Raw genomic sequence first — 19,936 nt, forward strand, 5'->3', positions numbered from 1 at the left:
GCGTCGGACTGTCCTACAGGTACGACCGGATCGCCGGCATCAGGTCCTGGAAGGTGCGGCCCCTGGCCGGCTCGCCCAGGGCGGTCATCGTCCAGCCCGAGCCCACTCGGTGCACCTTGGCCATGATCTGGGCGGTGTACTCGCCGCCGCCCGCCAGCGTGTAACGGGCCAGCTCTTGGCCGTTGGTCTCGTCCACGAGGCGGCAGAAGGCGTTCTCCACCTCCTGGAAGGTCTGGCCCGTGAAGGAGTTCACGGTGAAGACGATCTGGTCGACGTGGACCGGGACGCGCTGCAGGTCCACGAGGATGGCCTCGTCGTCACCGCCCTGGCCGACGCCGCCAACGAGGTTGTCGCCGGTGTGGCGCACGGAGCCGTCGTCGCTCACCAGGTGGCGGAAGAAGACGACGTCGACCGGCTCCTTCTCGGCGAAGAGAACCGCCGAGGCGTCCAGGTCGATCTCGCGGGTGCGCGAGCCGAACAGGCCGCGCCGCTTCGCCGCCTGCCAGCCGAGACCCATGCGGACCGCGGTCAGGGTGGCCCCGTCCTTCTTCTCCAGGCTGATGGCCTGACCCTTGGTCATGTTGACGGTCACGGCTGATTCCCCTCTCGATGGTCCCCTGTTGCCGCACAGTGGGCGGTTGTCCAGAACCCTACGCAGAGGCACTGACAGTGCCGAACCCCGGCTCGCGCTTTGTGTCGGTGTTGCAACACGAGGCGTGTATGCCGAGGTCCGGCAGGGTCACGAGGGGTCAGGCGAGGCCCGCCTCCCGCATCTGGCGCAGTTCCTTCTTCATCTCGGAGACCTCGTCGCGCAGCCGGGCGGCGATCTCGAACTGCAGCTCGGCGGCGGCGGCGCGCATACGCTCCGTCATCTCCTCGATCTGCTCGGCGAGTTCGGCCGCCGGGCGGTCCGTGGGCACCGCGGTCCCCGCCTTGCTCTTGGCGGCCTTGCCGCCCTTCGCACCCTTGGCCGCCTTGTCGCCGAGCGACGGGACGGGGGCCTTGGCGCCCTTGCCGTCCTTCTGCTTGCGGTAGCCGGAGCCGAGCAGCTGTTCGGTGTCGACCTCCTCGCGGGCGATCTGCGCGACGATGTCGTTGATCTTCTTGCGCAGCGGCTGCGGGTCGATGCCGTTGGCCTTGTTGTAGGCGACCTGCTTCTCCCGGCGGCGGTTGGTCTCCTCGATGGCCTTCTCCATCGCCGGGGTGATCTTGTCGGCGTACATGTGGACCTGGCCGGAGACGTTGCGCGCCGCGCGGCCGATGGTCTGGATCAGCGAGGTGCCGGAGCGCAGGAAGCCCTCCTTGTCGGCGTCGAGGATCGCCACCAGGGATACCTCGGGCAGGTCGAGACCCTCACGGAGCAGGTTGATGCCGACCAGGACGTCGAACTCGCCGGAGCGCAGCTCGCGCAGCAGCTCGACGCGGCGCAGGGTGTCGACGTCGCTGTGCAGATAGCGCACCTGGATACCGAGTTCCAGGAAGTAGTCCGTGAGGTCCTCGGCCATCTTCTTGGTGAGCGTGGTGACCAGGACGCGCTCGTCCTTCTCGGTACGCTTGCGGATCTCGTGCACCAGGTCGTCGATCTGGCCCTCGGTGGGCTTGACCACGACCTCCGGGTCGACGAGGCCGGTGGGGCGGATGATCTGCTCGACGACGCCGTCGCCGCGGGACAGTTCGTAGGTGCCCGGGGTCGCCGACAGGTAGACCGTCTGGCCGATGCGCTCCTGGAACTCCTCCCACTTCAGGGGGCGGTTGTCCAGGGCGGAGGGCAGCCGGAAGCCGTGCTCGACCAGGGTCCGCTTGCGGGAGGCATCGCCCTCGTACATGGCGCCGATCTGCGGGACGGTGACGTGCGACTCGTCGATGACGAGCAGGAAGTCGTCCGGGAAGTAGTCGAGCAGGGTATTGGGCGGGGAGCCGGGCAAGCGGCCGTCGAAGTGCATCGAGTAGTTCTCCACGCCGGAGCAGCTGCCGATCTGGCGGAGCATCTCGATGTCGTACGTGGTGCGCATCCGCAGACGCTGGGCCTCCAGCAGCTTGCCCTGCTTCTCCAGCTCGGACAGGCGCTCCCCCAGCTCCTTCTCGATGTCGTTGACGGCCCGCTCCATGCGCTCGGGGCCGGCGACGTAGTGGGAGGCGGGGAAGACGTACAGCTGCTGGTCGTCGCTGATGATCTCGCCGGTGAGCGGGTGGAGCGTGGACAGCGCCTCGATCTCGTCGCCGAACATCTCGATGCGGACGGCCAGCTCCTCGTAGACCGGGAAGATCTCGATGGTGTCGCCGCGGACCCGGAAGGTGCCGCGGGTGAAGGCCATGTCGTTGCGCGTGTACTGGATGTCGACGAAGCGGCGCAGCAGTTCGTCGCGGTCCATCTCGTCGCCGACCCGGAGGGGGACCATCCGGTCCACGTACTCCTGCGGAGTACCGAGGCCGTAGATGCAGGACACCGAGGCGACCACGACGACGTCGCGGCGGGTGAGCAGCGAGTTCGTCGCCGAGTGGCGCAGGCGCTCGACCTCCTCGTTGATCGAGGAGTCCTTCTCGATGTAGGTGTCCGACTGCGGGACGTAGGCCTCGGGCTGGTAGTAGTCGTAGTACGAGACGAAGTACTCGACCGCGTTGTTCGGGAGGAGCTCGCGGAACTCGTTGGCCAGCTGGGCGGCCAGAGTCTTGTTCGGCGCCATCACGAGGGTGGGGCGCTGGAGCTTCTCGATCATCCACGCGGTGGTGGCGGACTTGCCGGTGCCGGTCGCGCCGAGCAGGACGACGTCCTTCTCACCGGCCTCGATGCGCTTGGCCAGCTCGGCGATGGCCGCCGGCTGGTCTCCGCTGGGCTGGTAGGAGCTGACGACCTCGAAGGGCGCCACCGTGCGTTCGATGTGGGAAACGGGCCGCATGGGATCCACCGTACGACCCCGCACTGACAACGGGTCCCGGTCAGCGGTTCTGCGGGGTGCGGGAGCCGTGGTGCCGGGAGTCGTGGACCGGCCGGTGGCCGGCGTGGAGCGCCGGGGGGCGGTGCTGGTGGGAGGGCACGGCGGCGGCCGGGACACCCGGCTTGTCCTCGACGTCCCGCCGGGTGGGCCTGCCCATGACCATCAGCGGGTCGAACATCACGACGACGCCGGCGAGGAGCAGGAAAGCGAGCGGGCCGATCAGCATCGGTGCGAGCACCGCGGCCGGTGAGCCACTGGTGGCGGAGTCGGAGGTGCTGTGGACGTGGACGTCGAGGGCGGCCATACCGGTGTAGTGCATGCCGGTGACGGCGAGGCCCATCACCATGCTGGCCCCGACGCTCCACAGGAAGCCCCGCACGCGTCCCGCCGCCCACAGGGCGGCCGTGGCGGCCACGACCGCTATGGCGACGGAGGCGGCGACGGTGAGCGTGTTGTACGAGAGACGCCCGTCGAAGTGCATGCCCGCCATGCCGAGGTAGTGCATCGAGGCGACACCCAGACCGGTGATCGTGCCGCCGGTGAACAGAGCGGCGCCGGTGGCGCCCCGGTAGCCGACGATGAAGATCCCGACGCCCACCATGACGATGGCGAGGCCGAGGCTCGCGTAGGTGATCGACTTGTCGTAGTGGATCGGCGTCTCTTTGATGGTGAAGCCCATCATGGCGACGAAGTGCATGGTCCATATGCCGGAGCCGATCGCGGCCGAGCCGAGGCCCAGCCAGGCGGGCCGCCAGGAGTGCGTGACCAGCAGGGACCGGGTGGTGCAGCGCAGGCCGAGGGCGCCACCGAGGCAGGCCATCACAAAGGCCACCAACGGGGTGACGACCCCGTAGCTGAATCCGTCGACCGTGCCCTGCATGCGCGGCTGCCCTTCCGCCCTGTTACGTCCCGGAATTTCTGGAATGCGCCCCCGTCCCAGGACCGCGCCGGCGGTCAGGGTTGACGCAGAGAGTATGACCCGCACCGGAATGGTCGAACGATTTTCCGGCAAAGAAACACGCCCTTGCCCCACTTGTGCGGCACCCGTGAGCGGACTTGGGCGACACCATTCATCGTGTGGTCGTCCTGCGCCCGCATGTCGTTGACTCTCTGCTGTCAAGCTGATGCTGTCGGTAATCGCTCTACGCGAGGAGTCCGCATGTACGCGCGCGCAGTCGCCGCCACGGCAACCGCGATCCTGGGGACGGCAGCCCTGCTGAGCCCCACCTCCGACGCCCTTGCGGGCGAGGTCGGCGAGCCCACGGTGGTCGCCCACCGCGGTGCCTCCGCCTACGCTCCCGAGAACACCCTGGCCTCCATCGACAAGGCCGCGCAGCTGGGCTTCTCCTGGGTCGAGAACGACGTCCAGCGCACCAGGGACGGCCAACTGGTCGTCATCCACGACGACAGCCTGCGGCGCACCACGAACGTCGAGGACGTCTTCCCGGGCCGGGCGCCCTGGAAGGTGAAGGACTTCACCGCCGCCGAGATCGCCCGGCTCGACGCGGGCAGCTGGTTCTCCCCCGCGTACGCGGGCACACGCGTGCCCACCCTGAAGCAGTACATGCGCCGGGTCGAGCACAACCACGAGAAGCTGCTCCTGGAGGTCAAGAACCCGCAGCTGTACCCCGGCATCGAGCAGCAGACCGTGCGGCTGCTCGGCAACGAGGGCTGGCTGGACCGGCGGCACCTCGGGCGGCTGATCGTGCAGAGTTTCGACGCGGACAGCGTGCGTACCGTGCACAAGCTGAAGCCGGCTCTCATCACCGCCTACCTCGGCACGCCGTCCGTGGCGCAGCTGCGCCAGTACGCGCGTTTCAGCGACCTGATCAATCCCTCGTACGGCTCGATCTCCGCCCGTTACGTCTCCGCAGTGCATGCCGTCACCGGATCGCACGGCAGGCGGCTCGGGGTGTTCGCCTGGACGGTGGACGACGCGGCCACCGCCTGGAAGGCCGCTGGCTACGGCGTCGACGGGCTCATCACCAACAGGCCCGACGTGGTCCGGACGGCGCTGAGCACGGGCTGAGCCGGGACCGCGGTGCGGTGAGTGTTGTCAGTGGCGGGTCGTACGGTGGGCGCATGGACAGCCATGGGCAGGACGAGCAGCGGGTCGTGTGGGCCGTCGTGGGCACCGGCATCGGCCCGCTGATGCTGGCGGCGACCCGTGAGGGACTGGTCAACGTCGTCTTCCACGCCACGGACGTGGTGCGCGAGCGGTCCCTGGAGCGGCTGGCGGCCCGGCTGGGCACCGCACCTGTGGAGAGCCCGGACTCGCCGCTGCTGGCCGAGGCGATACGGCAGCTCCAGGCGTACTTCGCGGGCGAGCGTCACGACTTCGACCTGCCCCTGGACTGGTCGCTCATCTCGGGCTTCAACCGGCAGGTGCTGCGCGAGCTGGCCTCCGGGGTCCCGTACGGCACGGTGGTGGGGTACGGCGATCTGGCCGGACGGGTCGGGCAGCCGGGCGGGGCGCAGGCGGTCGGTGCGGCGATGGGCGCCAATCCACTGCCGGTCGTCGTGCCGTGCCACCGGGTGGTGGAGAGCGACGGCGGCATCGGCGGCTTCGGTGGCGGTCTGGAGACCAAGCGGAAGCTGCTCGCCCTGGAGGGCGTGCTGCCCGAGCCGCTGTTCTGACGGCGGCGGGTCCGCACGCCCCGACTGCGGTCACGCGTAGTGCCGGGCCTCGAAGACGTTGCCGTCCGGGTCCCGGAAGTAGAAGTTCCGCGTGGCGTTCCCGCGGGCACCGGAGGAGTCGTGACCGATGTCGGACATGGGGACGTCGTGTTCGGCCAGACGGGCGCGCAGGGCGTCGAAGCCGGCGGACGGCAGAGCCAGACAGACGTGGTTGACGGGATGGCCCGCGCTCTCGACGGAGCCGGGAAGCATGTTCATGCGCTCCACGAGGCTGTGCGGTGCGAGGTCCAGGATCGTCTCCTCGTTGACGCGTACGGAGACGAACGACACCTTCCCCTCGGTGTACTCGGCGACCTTCAGCGGCTCCAGGCCGACGGCGTTCTCGTAGAAACCTGCGGCTGCGACCGGGTCGGCCACCCACAGGACGACGTGGTCGAGGCGCGTGGTGTGGTCAGTCATGTGGTCCAGGCTGGTGGTGTCCCCCACAGACGGCAAGCGTTTAGCAGGAGGTGGCGCCCGCCAGAGATGAGGAAGGACCGACGGACAGGAGGCGGGCACGTGGTGCTGGTGGTGTCGGAAGAAGTCCGGGATGCGATCGACGCGGGGCGGCCGGTGGTGGCCCTGGAGTCCACGATCATTGCGCACGGGCTCCCGCGTCCGCGCAATCTCCAGGTGGCGCTGGAGCTGGAGCATGTGGTGCGACAGGAGGGCGCCGTCCCCGCGACCATCGCCGTCCTGGACGGGCGCCCGCACGTGGGCTTGGACAAGCAGCAGCTGGAGCGGGTCGCGAACGAGGACGGCATCCGCAAGCTGGGCCACCGTGACCTGCCGCTGGCCGTGGCGGCGGGGGCGAGCGGGGCGACGACCGTGTCGGCGACGGCGCAACTGGCGGCGCTGGCGGGCGTCCGGGTGTTCGCCACGGGCGGGCTCGGCGGTGTGCACCGGGAGTGGACGGTGACCCAGGACGAGTCGGCCGACCTGGGCCTGCTGGCGCGGACCCGGATCACGGTGGTGTGCGCCGGCGTGAAGTCGATTCTGGACGTGCCGGCGACCCTGCAGCGACTGGAGACACTGGGTGTGGCCGTCGCCGGGTACCACACCGACCGGTTCCCCGGGTTCTATCTGTCCGACTCCGGCCATCCGGTCGACTGGACGCTGCAGAGTCCGGAAGAGGTCGCCGAGGTCATGCGGGCGCAGGACGCGCTGGACGCGCCGGAGTCGGCACTGATCGTCGCCAACCCTGTCCCGGAGGAGCAGCAGCTCGATCCGGGGCTGCACGCGCGCGTGCTCGCCGATGCGCTGCGCGCCTGTGCCGAGGAGGGAGTCACTGGCCAGGCGGTCACGCCGTTCCTGCTCGACTTCCTGGTCCGGCACACGGACGGGGCCTCGCTGGACGCCAACCTGGCGGCGGTGCGCGGCAATGTACGGCTGGCGGCGCGGATCGCAACGGCGTGGAGCAGGTAGTGCCCGCACCCCGGGGCGGGGCGCTGCTGGTCGTCGGGGACGTCGTCACCGATGTCGTCGCCCGGCACCGGGGGCCGCTCGCGACCGGCACCGACACGGCCGCAGCGATCCGGACCTTGCCGGGCGGCGCGGGCGCCAACGTGGCCTGCTGGGCGGCCCATGCGGGCGGTACGGACGTGCGGCTGCTGGGGCGGGTGGGCGCGGACGCGGCGGAGTGGCACGAGCGGGAGTTGCTCGCCGCCGGAGTGCGGCCCCGGCTGGTGGTCGACCGGGAGGCGACGACCGGGACGGTGATCTGCCTCGTCGACACCGGCGCCTCGGCCGAACGCACGTTTCTCACGGACAGCGGGGCGTCCCTGCGGCTCGAACCCGCTGACTGGTCCGACGCGTTGCTCGACGGAGTCGCCCGGCTGCACCTGTCCGGCTATCTGTTGTTCTCCGAGCCGAGCCGGGCACTCGCCGAGGTGGCCCTCGCCGCGGCACGCGGGCGTGGGGTGCCGGTCAGTCTGGACCCGGCGTCGGCCGGCTTCCTGCTGGAGTTCGGCGTGGACCGTTTCCTGGCGCTCGTGCAGGGGCTGGACGTGCTGCTGCCCAGCCGGGACGAGGCGTGCCTGCTGACCGGGCTGCCCGAACCGGCGGACGCGGCGGCCAAGTTGAGCCGGCTCGTCCCGCTGGTGGTGGCCAAGTCGGGTGTGGCCGGGGCGCTGGTGGCCCGTTCCGGGGCCGTGGTGGCCCGGATTCCGGCTGTGCCGGCGAACCCTCTGGACACCACGGGCGCCGGCGACGCCTTCACCGGCGCGTTCCTGGCCGCCCTGCTCACGGGCGCGGATCCGGAGGAGGCGGCGGCACAGGGCTGCCGGGCGGGAGCACGAGCGGTGGAACGCGTGGGCGGCAGACCACCGCACCGGGGCACCGACGGCTAGGGGGAAGCTGTCTTCTGGCCGACCTGGTCCAGAAGACACCTTCTGGCCCAGATATCGGTTTCTGACCCAGAAATCAGTTTCTGAACCGGATATCACTTCCAGAGCCATACGTCAGTTCCTGGCCCGGACGTCAGCTTCTGAGCCAGACGCCAGTGCTCAGCCCTTACGTCCCCACGCGGAGATCATCGGCGCGGTGGCCAGGTCCATGCCGCCCGCCTCCACGTTGGCCAGGTGGCGGTCGATGTCCTCGTCGGTGGCGAGGCCCGCGGCGACGAGCCGGCCGCGGATCTGACGGACCGTTGCGGACTCCAGGGCTGTGCAGGCGGGCGAGGTGACGGGGAAATAGGCGTCGGCAGCCACGTCGTGCAGCCCGGCCTCGCGGAGCAGACGCGGGAGCTTGCGGCCGTACGACAGGTCGGCGCCGCGGTCGGCGAGCAGCTTGCGGAAGCCCTGCCGCAGGCGGTTGGCGAGCCGCTGCTCGGGGCCGTGCTCGTCGGGGCAGATGAGGGGCTGAAGGGCCGGGTCGGCGTCCTCGATCAGCAGCATTCCGCCGGGCCGCAGTGCGCTGATCATGGAGTGCAACGCCCTTTCCCGGTCCGGGACATGGACGAGGACCAGCCGGGCGTGCACCAGGTCGAAGCCGTCCCCCGGTGGTTCCTCCGTGCCCACGTCATGGACGCGCACCTCGACCGGAGGGCGGGCCACGGCGGCGAGCCGCGAGGTGTCGATGTCGGTCGCCACGACCTGGCCGGTGGGTCCGACCTGCCGGGCGAGCCAGGACACCAGAGTGGTGCCGCCGGCCCCTACTTCCCAGCAGCGGCGGCCGGGCCCGAGCCCGAGTCCTTCGAGGTGCCGGAACGTCACCGGATCGAAGAGGGAGGCGAAGGCGTCGAAGCGCTCGCCCGCCTCGTTCTGCCGGTTGTTCAGGAGATACCCGTCGGATGGCGTCATACCGCGATCATCCCAGTCGCCCGGATCACCCGGATCGCCCGGATCGCCCGGGCCGGTTGAACCGGCCGACGCTCCGTCCACAGGCGGGAACAAAGCGGAACGGACCGTTCCCACAGGCTTACCCGCACTTTGCGCCGGGCTGGCACACTTGCCGAGCAAGGCGCGAGAGCGTTGTGCGAGGAGATCCACGCGAGGAGATCCAGATGTCCATGGCAGGGAATCTGCGGAAGGTCACGGGGCTGGGCCGGGTCGGCAGCCTGCGCAAGGTGGCGCGGCTGGCCCGGCGGCGGCCGCGCGTGGACCTCAGTCACCCCGCCCGGTCGCCGCTGGGCTCCTCCGTGGTGAACTGTGTGACGTACCAGGACGGCGCCCGGGTGCCGGGGTGCACCGACCTGGTGAATGCCGTGGAGATGGTGCGCAAGAGCGGTGAGGGGTTCGTCTGGCTGGGGCTGCACGAGCCGACGGACAGCGAGTTCGCCGGTATCGCCGAGCTGTTCGACCTGCACCCGCTGGCGGTGGAGGACGCGGTGGAGGCCCATCAGCGCCCGAAGCTGGAGCGGTACGGGGAAACGCTCTTCGCCGTGTTCAAGACCGTCTGCTACGTGGAGCACGAGCAGCTGACGGCGACGAGCGAGGTGGTCGACACCGGCGAGATCATGGTGTTCGTCGGCGAGGACTTCGTCGTCACGGTGCGGCACGGGCGGCACGGCTCACTCGGCCCGCTGCGCGAGGAGCTGGAGGCGGATCCGCAGCAGCTCGCCAAGGGGCCGGCGGCGGTGCTGCACGCGATCGCCGACCACGTCGTGGACGACTATCTGACCGTCACGGACGCAGTACAGGCCGACATCGACCAGGTCGAGACGGACGTGTTCTCGGAGAACGGCGCGCGGGCCGACCCGGGGCGCATCTACCAGCTGAAGCGTGAACTCCTGGAGCTGAAGCGGGCGGTGGTGCCGCTGGGCCGCCCGGTGGAGGATCTGGCGACCCGGCCGATCCGGGTGATCGACCCGGAGATACAGGCGTACTTCAGGGACGTGTTCGACCACCTGATGCGGGTCAAGGAGCAGATAGCCGCGTTCGACGAACTGCTCAACTCCATCCTGCAGGCGCATCTCGCGCAGGTGACGGTCGCGCAGAACGAGGACATGCGGAAGATCACCGCTTGGGCGGCGGTGATCGCCGTACCGACGATGGTGTGCGGGGTCTACGGCATGAACTTCGACCACATGCCGGAGCTGCACTGGCGGTTCGGCTATCCGCTCGTGATGGGCGTGATGGCGGCGGCCTGTCTCGTTCTGTACCGAGGCTTCAGGCGCAACGGCTGGCTGTGACGCCTCACGCCGAGAACGCCACGACCTTCCGCGGGACGACCCTGATGATCACGCGGACCTCGTCGTCCTTCTCGGCCGGCGGGTCGACGCCGAGGTACTTGTGCGACAGCTCGTGCGGGAGCCGCTTGCCCTCGTCCGGCAGGATCTCGGCGACACCTCGGATCTCGGCGGAGTGGTAGGGGTTGGCCAGGTCGAAGATGGTCAGGCTGATGCGCGGGTCACGGCGGAGGTTGCGCACCTTCTGACGGCCGTCGGTGGACGAGAAGAGCACGGTGTCGCCCTCGCGCTTGATCCAGACCACCGAGTTCTGCGGGGCGCCGTCGGGGCCGAGGCTGGCGACGCTGGCGAAGTTCTTGCCGTCGAGGAGGGCGCGGACGGAGTCATCGAAGGCGACGGGAGCGCCGGAGGAGATCGTCATGGCGCCACTCTAGTTACATGCACGTGCATAGAAAAGGGGGTTGGCCAAACCGCTTCCTCAGCCGCTCCAGGCGGGGTGGCGAGGATCGTCGGCGCGCACGAGGACGTCGGCGGTGCCGGCCGGATCGGCCTCGCCCTCGTAGCGCTCGAAGGCGGGCAGCGTCCAGTGGTCGGCCTCCGGGGTACGACGGCGCAGGGCGCCCTGGGAAAGGAGGACGTGGACGGTCAGGTCGAAGGGGAACCAGTGCCGCAGGAGAAGGGGGCCATGGAGCAACAGGATCCCGCCGGGCGGGAGTTGGACGTACGGACTGCGAGTGGCACGGTCGGTGACCGGGTCCCACAGGTCGGGCAGGACACGGCCGGTGCCACCGGGGTCGAGTGGGCCGAAGACCTCGCGCCACAGCGCGCCCGTGTCGAACCAGCCGCCGTAGTACGACTCCGCGTCCCGTCGCCCGTGTTCCAGACGGAGAGACGCAGGGCGCAGAAAGCCCTCGGCGCCGATGACGAGTGACGGCCGGCCGCGTACGCGCAGCGCCTCGGCGACGCGCTCGGCAAGGTCCACCGGACGGGCGGCCGGCGCCCCGTCGAAGCCGACGCACGGCCAGGCACCCCCGTCGGCCGGCTCCAGCTTGAGCAGCCGGTCGGCGAGCTGCTCGGCGAGCCGGTCCCAGGTGATCGCTTCGAGTCGCACAGCCCCCATGATGCCGGGAGGGGGCGGCGGACGAGGTCGGCAGGGTGGGCGGGGCCACCGGGACTGCCGCTCCACCCCAGCCCCAGGCCGCCGGCGCACACCACCGGTCGCCGGCGGCGGAACGCGGAGGCGATGCCGGCAGGGTCAGCGACGGCCACCGGGACAGCCGTCCCACCCCGCCCCAGGTCGCTGGCGCACACCACCGGTCGCCGGGGGCGGAACGCGGAGGCGAGACCGGCAAAGCGGGCGACGGCCCGCGGCCGACCGAGATCGACCAGGCACCAACCGGCGACCATGACCGGGACAGTCGGCCAGCCCCACACCCAAGGCCACCGGCGCACACCACCGATCTCGGCCGGTTGCCGGAACGCGCTGGCGGGACCGTCCGCCGGGCGATGCTCACGCCCGCCGGGCACGTGGAGCACGGCGGGGCGCGGACCGGCCGGTAGCGCGTGTGGGTGGAGAGCGGGTCCCGGACGGTGAGTGCCGGCCGTCGTACGCGGACCTCGCGGTGGCCGGGGCGGAAGAGGTCGCCATGCCGGTGCGGCACCGTGCGCGGGGGTCGGTGTTCAGCTTCCGGGAGGAGGTGTGGGTGTGGGAGCGGTGGGCGGAGACGGGGAAAGAAGCGCGTATGGCACCTTCTTCAACTGCCCGGGTCCCCAGTGGACTTGTCGCCGTCCAGCCGCTGCGGAGCAAGCGCTGCGCCGGGTGCCGGCGTGGGCCGCTCTCGCTGCTCGTGCTGGAGGACGGGGCGCCGCGCTGCCTCCACTGCGCCGACCTGGGGCACCTGGTGTTCCTGCCACGGGGCGACACCGCGTTGACCCGCCGGGCGCGGGAGGAGAGCGCGCTGTCGGTGGTGGTCGTGCGGTTCAACCGGCGCCGGAGCCGGTACGAACGGCAGGGCGTTCTGGTGGAGGAGGCGGCGCTGGCCCGGGCCGAGGCGCGGTGCCTGGCGGACGCGGAGGCGCGGCGTCGGCGGCGGGCCCGGGACGCCCGGCGCAGGGCGGCGGAGGACGAGCGGTTCGTGGCGGCGTTCGCGGCGGAGATCCTGCGGCTGTTTCCGGGGTGCCCGGCCGAGCGGGCCCGGGCGATCGCGGCGCACGCGTCGGTGCGGGGCAGCGGGCGCGTCGGGCGCAGTGCGGCCGGGCGGGCGCTGTCGGAGGGGGCGGTGATCTCGGCGGTCGTGGCGGCCGTACGGCACGTGGATACGCCGTACGACCAGCTGCTGATGAGCGGGATGTCGAGGTTCGAGGCGCGGCGGCGGATCGCGGCGGCCGTGGAGAGCCTGCTGCGGGGGTGGGCAGAGGAGGCCGACGTCGGCTGAGGGCGACTGAGGGCGCCGGCGGCAGGGCAGGGGGCTGGACGCTCACGTATGCGCCCGCGTCCCTCGGCCATGGTCGCCTCGGCGTCCCGCGCCTTGACTGGAAGGGAGCGCTGAAGCCGGGTCTCGGCCCGGGACGAGCTGGAAGTGGGGTGTGACCGTGATCGACGGGCCGTTCGTCGTGCTGGCCGTGCTGGGTGTGCTGGGGAGCGGGCTGGTGGCCGGGGTGTTCTGTGGGTTCTCGACCTTCGTGATGCCCGGGCTTGCCGCGCTGCCCCCGGCGCAGGGGGTCGCCGCGATGAAGGCGATCAACGTGGCCGCCGTGCGGCCCGCCTTCATGCTGGTGTTCATCGGCTCGGCGGTGCTGTGCGCGATAACCGCGGTGGTGACGTTCGTGGTGTGGCCGGACGAGGGGAAGGCGGATCTGCTGCTGGGCAGCGCGCTGTACCTGTTCGGCTCCTTCGGGCTGACCATGGTCGCGAACGTGCCCCGCAACGACAGGCTGGCCCGGATGGCCCCGGGCAGCCCCGAGGCCACGGCGTACTGGCCGCACTACGTGCGCGAGTGGACGTTCTGGAACCACGTCCGCACGGTTGCCTCCGCCGCGGCCGCCGTCGTGTACGTGCTGGCCCTCGCCTGAGCCTCCTCTGTGCGGGATCGGGGAGCCGGTGGGCCGGGCGCTGAGGGAATTCCTTCAGAAAGCGCTGTCGGCCACTCTGCGTGAGTGTCGGGGTGGACGTATCGTGGCCGAAAGAGTGCCGCCCGATGACGCACGGCCCGTCGTCCATCGAGTACCTCCGGTACACGTACGCGAGGAAGTCGACCATGGCCGATCCCAAGGGGTTCATGACCACGCCGCGCCAGGAGTGGCCGCGGCGGCCCGTCGAGGAACGGGTCCGGGACTGGGACGAGGTCTACGTCCCGGGAGCGCTGCTGCCGATCGTCAGCAAGCAGGCGGACCGCTGTATGGACTGCGGCATCCCGTTCTGCCACGACGCCTGCCCGCTGGGCAATCTGATCCCCGAGTGGAACGACCTGGTCTCCCGCGAGGACTGGCGCGCGGCGAGCGACCGGCTGCACGCGACGAACAACTTCCCCGAGTTCACCGGGAGGCTGTGTCCGGCGCCCTGCGAGGCCGGATGTGTGCTGGCGATCAACCAGCCGGCCGTCACGATCAAGAACGTCGAGTGCGCGATCGCCGACCGGGCGTGGCAGGAGGGCTTCACCCCGCCGCGGCCTCCGGACCGGCTGTCGGGGAAGACCGTCGCGGTGATCGGCTCCGGGCCGACCGGGCTCGCCGCGGCGCAGCAGCTGACCCGGGCCGGGCACACCGTCGCCGTGTACGAGCGGGACGACCGGATCGGGGGGCTCATGCGGTACGGCATCCCCGAGTTCAAGATGGAGAAGCGGCATCTGGACCGGCGGCTCGCGCAGATGCGGGCCGAGGGGACGAGGTTCCGTACGTCGACGGTGGTCGGGCGGGATGTCCCGGCGGACGATCTGCGGACCCGCTACGACGCGGTGGTGGTGGCCACGGGTGCGACGGCGTGGCGGGAACTTCCGGTGCCGGGCCGGGAGTTGACCGGGATACACCAGGCGATGGAGTACCTGCCGCTGGCCAACCAGGTGTGCGAGGGGGATCTGGAGGCCTCGCCGCTGTCCGCGGCCGGAAAGCATGTGGTGATCGTGGGCGGCGGCGACACCGGGGCGGACTGTCTGGGGACCGCGGTGCGCGAGGGGGCCGCGTCGGTGACCCAGCTGGACATCTACGCGCAGCCGGGTACCGAGCGCGACGAGGAGGCCGAGCCCTGGCCGACGTACCCGAAGCTCTACCGGCTGTCCGCCGCGCACGAGGAGGCGCGGGACCTGCGGACGGCTCCGGCGGCGGACGCGGACGCGCGGCTGTTCGCGGCGTCCACGCTCCGCTTCGTCGGGGACGACAGCGGGCACGTCCGGTCGCTGCACCTGGTCGAGGTGGACGAGCGGCGGCAGCCGGTGCAGGGCACCGGGCGGACGCTGCCCGCCGACCTGGTGCTGCTCGCCCTCGGTTTCTCCGGGCCCGACCGGAAGGACGGGCTGGTCGACCAGCTGGGGCTGTTGATGGAGCCGCGAGGCACGATCGCCCGCGACGGCGGCTTCGCGACCAACGTCGCCGGCGTGTTCGCCGCCGGGGACGCTGCGCGCGGGCAGTCGCTCATCGTGTGGGCGATCGCGGAGGGGCGGGCGGTGGCGGCAGCCGTGGACCGTTACCTGACGGGGAGTTCACGGCTGCCGGCGCCGATATCCGCGCATGACCGGCCGATGGCCGTGTGAGGCAGCGGGAGTTGCGGATCATCCGGCACCGCTGGCTCCCGCCGTCGCGGTGCCGCGCCGCCTACGGCGCGGCGCGCCGGAGGCGTTGTGCGGGGTGCCGCCACCGGGGTGAGAGTCACGGGCAAGTCGAGCCATGGGCAAGTCGAGCAAGGAGCAATAACCATCAGGTAGTTCAGGAGAGCAGGAAGTCGGCCTCCCCCGCCTTGGCGCCCTCGATGAACGCGGTCATCTCGTCCGTGGTGTAGATCAGCGCCGGTCCGTCCGGGTCGGTCGACTGCCGTACGGCGATCCGGCCGTCGGCGAGCTTCATCGCCTCCAGGCAGTTTCCGCCGTTGCCGCCGCTCCAGGGCTTGTGCCACCCCTCGCTGCCCAACTCCCGTGCGGGCATGCCGTTGTAGACGCGAGTGCGCGGCTCTATGTGATCCATTCACAGCTCCTTGCGGAGATCCTGGAGGATCTCCTTCGTGCGTTGTGCCGTGGCGGCCTGCGCCGCCATGCGGTCCATGACCTCCAGGTGGGTCGCCACCTCGGAGCGCGCGTCCAGGTAGACCGCGCCGGTCAGGTACTCGCTGTAGACCATGTCCGGGAGTTCCGGCATGGCGAATCGGAACAGGACGAAGGGTCCGTACGTCCCCGGGTGCGGCCCGTTGACGAACGGGGCGACCTGGAGCGTCACATTCGGCAGCGTCGTGGCCTCGAGCAACTTCTCGATCTGCGTACGCATCACCTCCGGGCCGCCGACCGGGCGGCGCAGGGCCGTCTCGTCCATCACCGCCCAGAAACGGGGGGCGTCGGTACGAGTGAGCAGTTCCTGGCGCCGCATGCGCAGCGCGACATGGCGCTCGATGTCATCCGGGCTGGTCTGGCCGATGGCACCCGACTTCAGCACGCCGCGCGCGTAGTCCTCGGTCTGCAGCAGGCCGGGGACGAAGTGCGGCTCGTAGGAGCGGATGAGGCCGGCCGCTCCCTCCAGGCTGACGTACATGGAGAACCAGCCCGGCAGGATGTCGTGGAACCGCTGCCACCAGCCGGGCTTGTTGGCCTCCTCGGCCAGTTGGACGAAGACGTCGGCCTCGGCTTCGGGAACTCCGTAGGCCTTCAGGAGCAGTTGCAGATACGGGATCTTGAGGGAGACCTCGGCCATCTCCATGCGGCGGATGGTGGCGGGGGCGACGCGGAGCACCTGGGCGGCCTCCTCGCGCTTCAACCCGGCGCGCTCCCGCAGGTCCAGCAGGCGTCGGCCGAGGACCACCTGGCCCACGGTCGGCGCGGACCGCGGCTCGCTCACGCTCCCACCTCCGACACAAGAGTCCGCTCCGGCAAAAGAATCCCGACAGCCCTGCGGCGCCGTTCGAAGACTCATTCGAAGATCCGGCCGGATCTTCGACGGTCCCAATTGGCGCCGCTCGAGGTGCTGTTGCGAGCAGTGTGCCACGGTCGTTGACCGAGTCACACAGCACTCTGCAATTTTCAGAGTGACACTTGCCAAGTGTCCACACCGGGGAGATAGTGGCAAGCGTGATTCCGTCCGCGCCCTTAGGAACAGACGCCGCCGCAGACCGCCTTGGTCCAGGTGCGGCAACGGGAGCAGCCCCTGGTGGGGGCGCTGCCGAGCGCCGGTTCCGCTTCGAGCTGGCCGCACATCCGGGTTCCCCCGCTCAGGCGAGACACCTGACGCGTGCCCGGCTGACCGGCTGGTCGGTGTGCGCGGACACCTGTGACAACGCGGCCCTCGTCATATCCGAGCTGGTCACCAACGCCATCGTGCACACCGCGAGCAGTCGCGTGGTGTGCGAGCTGCACGACCACGACGACATGGTGCGCATAGCCGTGCGTGACGAGGGTTGTGCGCCCGGCGAGCCCCATCCGTCCCCGCGGCGCCCCGATGAGGAGCACGGGAGGGGGTTGCTCCTCGTCGACGCACTGTGCCAGGCCTGGGGTGCGCAGGAACACGGGCCTGGGCTGCTGGTCTGGGCCGAGCTGGCCCGCCAGACCGACGTGGCCCGCGGCACCCTGGAGCCGCGCAACGACCTGGGCTGGGGTGCCCGCCCCAAGCCGGACGACCCGCCGCCCGGTCCGGGCGAGGAGGAAGAGGCACAGGCCCGGCACCGGGCCCCGGAGCAGCGGCGCGCGTGGGAGCGGCCGTGAGCGGCGCCGACGAGTCAGGCCGTCCGCTCGGCCTGGACACCCTGGTCCGCCTCGGACGCCGGCAGCACACACCGGCCACGGTCCGTCGCCTGCAGGTACCGGAGGGCATGACGTCACCGCTGGGCTGTGACGCCGTGGCCGTACCCGACCGCCTCGGACCACTGATCGTCCCGCGGCTGCCGCGGGTGGGCTGCGTGTACGCCGACGGCACGCACTGGTGGTGGATCGTCCCGTCGGACTCCGACTACGCCCTCCCCTGGCCGGCCCCCGCCCACTACGCCCCCGGCGCCCTGGTCCCCGCCACCGCCCGCCTGATCCACCGCCCCGAGGGCACGGTCCCCTACACCCCGCCGATCCCCCTGTACCTGGCCCTGTGCCGGGTCACGGGGACCGCCCCGGACTGGTCCCGAGCCGTCTCGGCGTGAGGCTGCGCCGGCTTCGGCCGATGGGGGTGGGGTGAGCTACGGGACTCTTGACCGGCACTTCCTCGTGACCGGCGCCTCCTCGTACCGGGTACCCCCTCACTCGTCGCACGCCGCAGCCGTGGGCCCTCCTCGCCCGGCGGACGCCGCAGCCGCGAGTCCCCGTCAGTCACCCATGGCAACAGCCCCGCCTCCCGGCCCCGGCCCGACGGCCACCACGCGCCCAGGCTCCTCGCTCAGCCGACGCCACAGCCCGACGGCCCACGCCCGCCACGCCCCCACCGCCGTACCCCCTTCGCGCCCCTGGTACCTCCGCCACGCCCCCACCGCCGCACCCCCTTCGCGCCCCCGGTACCACCTCTCGCGCCCTGCCCCACCGCCGGTCCGCCCGAGATAGTGGCCGTTCGGTCATGGGCCGGGGTGGAGGGGCGCGGTGGGAAAGAAGCACGAGGCAGGTGGCTCCGAGGTCTCGGGGTCGGAGCAGCTGCTGTTCGGAGGGCCGCTGCGGTACGACATGGGGTGGAACGAGCATGCGGACGCCTTTCTGGAGCTGAGCTTCCGGGCGATGGTGGTCCGGTTGCCCGGCATGCTGGCGTCCAGCCTGCGGCTGGCCCGGCAGGCGGACCCACGGGCGGCCCGGATCGTGCTGGCCACCGAGGTGGGCCGGGGCGTGGCCCAGGCGGTGAGCCTGCTGGCCGTGAACAGCGCGCTCGGGAAGCTGCTCGCCGGGCCCGACATCGCGCAGCGGCTGCGCGCGGCCGCCCCCGCCCTGGCCGTCGTAGCCGCCGTGATGCTGGTCGCGGCGCTGCTGCGGGCCGCGTCGACCTATGCCACCGGACGGCTGGAGCCCAAGGTGGAACGGGTGGCGACCGAGCTGTATCTGGAGCGGGCGGCCAACGTGGAGCTGGCCGCGATCGAGGACCACGCCTTCCACAAACTGCTGGACACCGCCCAGTACGGCGCCCGGTCCGCACGCGGCATGATCTCCATCGGCGCCCGGGTCGTCACCGCGGTGATCTCCCTGATCGCTGCGGCCGGTGTGCTCACCGTGCTGCATCCGGCGCTGCTGCCGCTGCTGGTCACCATGACCCTGCCCAGCGCCTGGGGCGCACTGATCAACGCCCGCCGCCGCTACGAGTCCTTCCACACCTGGGTGCAGCACGCCCGTGCCGGCCATCTGATCGGCAACCTGCTCACCGAGCCCGCGGCGGCCCCGGAGATCCGGGTGCACGGCGTCGGCCCGTTCCTGCTGCGGCACTTCCGCTCCATGTCGGAGACCGCCGAGGCGGAGCAGGCCCGGCTGTCCCGGCTGGCCGCCCGCACCGGCCTGATCGCGGCGGCCTGGACAGGGCTCGCGACCGTCGCGACGTACGCCACGCTGGGTGCGCTGCTGCTGGGCGGCGCGATGGCCCTGTCCGTGGCCGGTACGGCGGTGATCGCGATCCGTACCGGGTCGGCGAGCCTGGACACGCTGGTGCTGGAGATCAACGAGCTGCACGAGGAGGCCCTGTTCGTGGGCGATCTGCAGCGGCTGTACAGCGAGGCGGCCGAGCGGGCGATCCCGGTCGGGGGCCTGCCGCTGCCCGAGGAGCCACGGGAGATCCGGTTCGAGAACGTCACGTTCAGCTATCCGGGTGAGGCGGCCCACCCCGCTCTCGACGACGTGAGCCTCACGCTCCCGCTCGGCCGGATCATCGCGCTCGTCGGTGAGAACGGCTCGGGCAAGACCACTCTGGTCAAGCTGCTCGCGGGGCTGTACACGCCGGACCGGGGCCGGATCCTGTGGGACGGTGTCGACGCCGCGAGCGCCGACCGGCGGCTGCTCGCCGAGCGCGTCGCGATGGTGGCCCAGGACTTCAAGCGCTGGCCGTTCACCGCGCGGGTGAACGTGGCGGTCGGCCGCTCCTCCGCGCCCCTGACCGAGGAACGCCTGGCCACGTCGATCGCCGAGGCGGGGGCCGAGGAGGTGGTGGCGGATCTGCCGCGCGGCCTGGACACGCTGCTGGCGCGGAACTTCAGCGGCGGCCACGAGCTGTCGGGCGGCCAGTGGCAGCGCCTCGGCATCGCCCGGGCGGCCTACCGGCGTGGGCGCATCCTGATCGTGGACGAGCCGACGGCGGCGCTGGACGCGCGGGCCGAGCTGGAGGTGTTCGACAAGATCCGGGCGTTGGCGGGCAGTGGTCAGACGGTCGTTCTGATCACCCACCGGCTGGCCTCGGTCCGCCACGCCGATCTGGTGCACGTACTGGAGCACGGGCGGCTGGTGGAGTCCGGCACTCCGGAGGAACTCCTGGACAGGGGTGGGGTCTACGCGGAGCTGTACGCGCTGCAGGCGGAGCAGTTCACGGCGAAGGTGCCGGCGCCGAAGCCGGCCTGAGCCGT

The 19,936-nt window shown here is 71.2% G+C and carries 20 protein-coding genes; 11 read left to right on the plus strand and 9 right to left on the minus strand.

What is annotated here, in order from left to right:
* Positions 1 to 13 precede the first annotated feature (13 nt).
* From ACFYZZ_RS36450 to ACFYZZ_RS36460, 3 genes are all read right to left on the minus strand, one after another.
* The gene (locus tag ACFYZZ_RS36450) at positions 14 to 592 is read right to left on the minus strand and encodes a TerD family protein (protein WP_389185606.1); all 579 of its coding nucleotides are present in this window, start codon (positions 590 to 592) and stop codon (positions 14 to 16) included.
* A gap of 157 nt (positions 593 to 749) precedes the next feature.
* Positions 750 to 2,897 (minus strand): excinuclease ABC subunit UvrB, encoded by a 2,148-nt coding sequence (uvrB, locus tag ACFYZZ_RS36455; RefSeq protein ID WP_389185609.1) that lies wholly within the window; start codon positions 2,895 to 2,897, stop codon positions 750 to 752.
* A gap of 40 nt (positions 2,898 to 2,937) precedes the next feature.
* Positions 2,938 to 3,816, minus strand: coding sequence for an MHYT domain-containing protein (locus ACFYZZ_RS36460; protein WP_389185611.1), 879 nt, complete (start codon positions 3,814 to 3,816; stop codon positions 2,938 to 2,940).
* A gap of 279 nt (positions 3,817 to 4,095) precedes the next feature.
* Between ACFYZZ_RS36460 and ACFYZZ_RS36465 the strand changes: the two genes are divergently transcribed.
* Positions 4,096 to 4,965, plus strand: a complete 870-nt coding sequence (locus ACFYZZ_RS36465; protein ID WP_389185613.1) for a glycerophosphodiester phosphodiesterase — start codon at positions 4,096 to 4,098, stop codon at positions 4,963 to 4,965.
* 53 nt (positions 4,966 to 5,018) lie between these two features.
* On the plus strand, positions 5,019 to 5,573 hold the full coding sequence (locus tag ACFYZZ_RS36470) for a methylated-DNA--[protein]-cysteine S-methyltransferase (protein ID WP_389185616.1): 555 nt from the start codon (positions 5,019 to 5,021) through the stop codon (positions 5,571 to 5,573).
* 30 nt (positions 5,574 to 5,603) lie between these two features.
* On the opposite strand, the gene ACFYZZ_RS36475 is transcribed toward ACFYZZ_RS36470, so the two are convergent.
* A complete protein-coding gene (locus ACFYZZ_RS36475) occupies positions 5,604 to 6,032 on the minus strand; it encodes a VOC family protein (RefSeq protein ID WP_389185619.1) in 429 nt (142 codons plus the stop codon).
* 99 nt (positions 6,033 to 6,131) lie between these two features.
* Here ACFYZZ_RS36475 and ACFYZZ_RS36480 point away from each other — a divergent pair, with 99 nt between their 5' ends.
* A complete protein-coding gene (locus ACFYZZ_RS36480) occupies positions 6,132 to 7,037 on the plus strand; it encodes a pseudouridine-5'-phosphate glycosidase (protein ID WP_389185621.1) in 906 nt (301 codons plus the stop codon).
* Entirely contained in the window at positions 7,037 to 7,960 is a 924-nt protein-coding gene (locus tag ACFYZZ_RS36485) for a carbohydrate kinase family protein (protein ID WP_389185624.1), read from the plus strand. Before ACFYZZ_RS36480 ends, ACFYZZ_RS36485 begins: the two co-directional genes overlap by 1 nt.
* A 156-nt stretch (positions 7,961 to 8,116) precedes the next feature.
* Here the strand turns inward: ACFYZZ_RS36485 and ACFYZZ_RS36490 are convergent, their stop codons facing one another.
* Positions 8,117 to 8,911: a methyltransferase domain-containing protein gene (locus tag ACFYZZ_RS36490; protein ID WP_389185626.1), complete on the minus strand. Its 795-nt coding sequence runs from the start codon at positions 8,909 to 8,911 to the stop codon at positions 8,117 to 8,119.
* Between the two features lie 203 nt (positions 8,912 to 9,114).
* On the opposite strand from ACFYZZ_RS36490, the gene corA reads away from it, so the two are divergent.
* Positions 9,115 to 10,242 carry a magnesium/cobalt transporter CorA gene (gene corA, locus ACFYZZ_RS36495; protein ID WP_389185629.1) on the plus strand — a complete coding sequence of 376 codons (1,128 nt, stop codon included), beginning with the start codon at positions 9,115 to 9,117 and terminating at the stop codon, positions 10,240 to 10,242.
* Positions 10,243 to 10,246: 4 nt separating this feature from the next.
* Here the strand turns inward: corA and ACFYZZ_RS36500 are convergent, their stop codons facing one another.
* Positions 10,247 to 10,660: a PPOX class F420-dependent oxidoreductase gene (locus tag ACFYZZ_RS36500; protein WP_389185632.1), complete on the minus strand. Its 414-nt coding sequence runs from the start codon at positions 10,658 to 10,660 to the stop codon at positions 10,247 to 10,249.
* Positions 10,661 to 10,717: 57 nt separating this feature from the next.
* Complete coding sequence (locus ACFYZZ_RS36505) at positions 10,718 to 11,350, minus strand: uridine kinase (protein WP_389185635.1); 633 nt, start codon at positions 11,348 to 11,350, stop codon at positions 10,718 to 10,720.
* Between the two features lie 631 nt (positions 11,351 to 11,981).
* Here ACFYZZ_RS36505 and ACFYZZ_RS36510 point away from each other — a divergent pair.
* The 3 genes from ACFYZZ_RS36510 (at position 11,982) to ACFYZZ_RS36520 (ending at position 14,984) form a co-directional block, all read left to right on the plus strand.
* Complete coding sequence (locus ACFYZZ_RS36510; RefSeq protein WP_389185763.1) at positions 11,982 to 12,674, plus strand: DUF2293 domain-containing protein; 693 nt, start codon at positions 11,982 to 11,984, stop codon at positions 12,672 to 12,674.
* 157 nt (positions 12,675 to 12,831) lie between these two features.
* Positions 12,832 to 13,311: a DUF1772 domain-containing protein gene (locus tag ACFYZZ_RS36515; RefSeq protein WP_389185765.1), complete on the plus strand. Its 480-nt coding sequence runs from the start codon at positions 12,832 to 12,834 to the stop codon at positions 13,309 to 13,311.
* A 185-nt stretch (positions 13,312 to 13,496) separates the two neighbouring features.
* Positions 13,497 to 14,984: a glutamate synthase subunit beta gene (locus tag ACFYZZ_RS36520; protein WP_389185638.1), complete on the plus strand. Its 1,488-nt coding sequence runs from the start codon at positions 13,497 to 13,499 to the stop codon at positions 14,982 to 14,984.
* Positions 14,985 to 15,156: 172 nt separating this feature from the next.
* Here the strand turns inward: ACFYZZ_RS36520 and ACFYZZ_RS36525 are convergent, their stop codons facing one another.
* Complete coding sequence (locus tag ACFYZZ_RS36525) at positions 15,157 to 15,411, minus strand: DUF397 domain-containing protein (RefSeq protein WP_145875008.1); 255 nt, start codon at positions 15,409 to 15,411, stop codon at positions 15,157 to 15,159.
* Positions 15,412 to 16,272 (minus strand): helix-turn-helix domain-containing protein, encoded by an 861-nt coding sequence (locus ACFYZZ_RS36530; RefSeq protein WP_389185641.1) that lies wholly within the window; start codon positions 16,270 to 16,272, stop codon positions 15,412 to 15,414.
* A gap of 194 nt (positions 16,273 to 16,466) precedes the next feature.
* Here ACFYZZ_RS36530 and ACFYZZ_RS36535 point away from each other — a divergent pair, with 194 nt between their 5' ends.
* From ACFYZZ_RS36535 to ACFYZZ_RS36545, 3 genes are all read left to right on the plus strand, one after another.
* Entirely contained in the window at positions 16,467 to 17,132 is a 666-nt protein-coding gene (locus tag ACFYZZ_RS36535; protein WP_389185644.1) for an ATP-binding protein, read from the plus strand.
* Positions 17,129 to 17,557 (plus strand): hypothetical protein, encoded by a 429-nt coding sequence (locus ACFYZZ_RS36540; protein ID WP_389185646.1) that lies wholly within the window; start codon positions 17,129 to 17,131, stop codon positions 17,555 to 17,557. The genes ACFYZZ_RS36535 and ACFYZZ_RS36540 overlap by 4 nt, the downstream gene beginning before the upstream one ends.
* A 511-nt stretch (positions 17,558 to 18,068) precedes the next feature.
* Positions 18,069 to 19,931 (plus strand): ABC transporter ATP-binding protein, encoded by a 1,863-nt coding sequence (locus tag ACFYZZ_RS36545; protein ID WP_389185768.1) that lies wholly within the window; start codon positions 18,069 to 18,071, stop codon positions 19,929 to 19,931.
* Positions 19,932 to 19,936 lie beyond the last annotated feature (5 nt).

The sequence above is a fragment of the Streptomyces sp. NPDC001816 genome, from assembly GCF_042892235.1.
Lineage (GTDB): Bacteria > Actinomycetota > Actinomycetes > Streptomycetales > Streptomycetaceae > Streptomyces.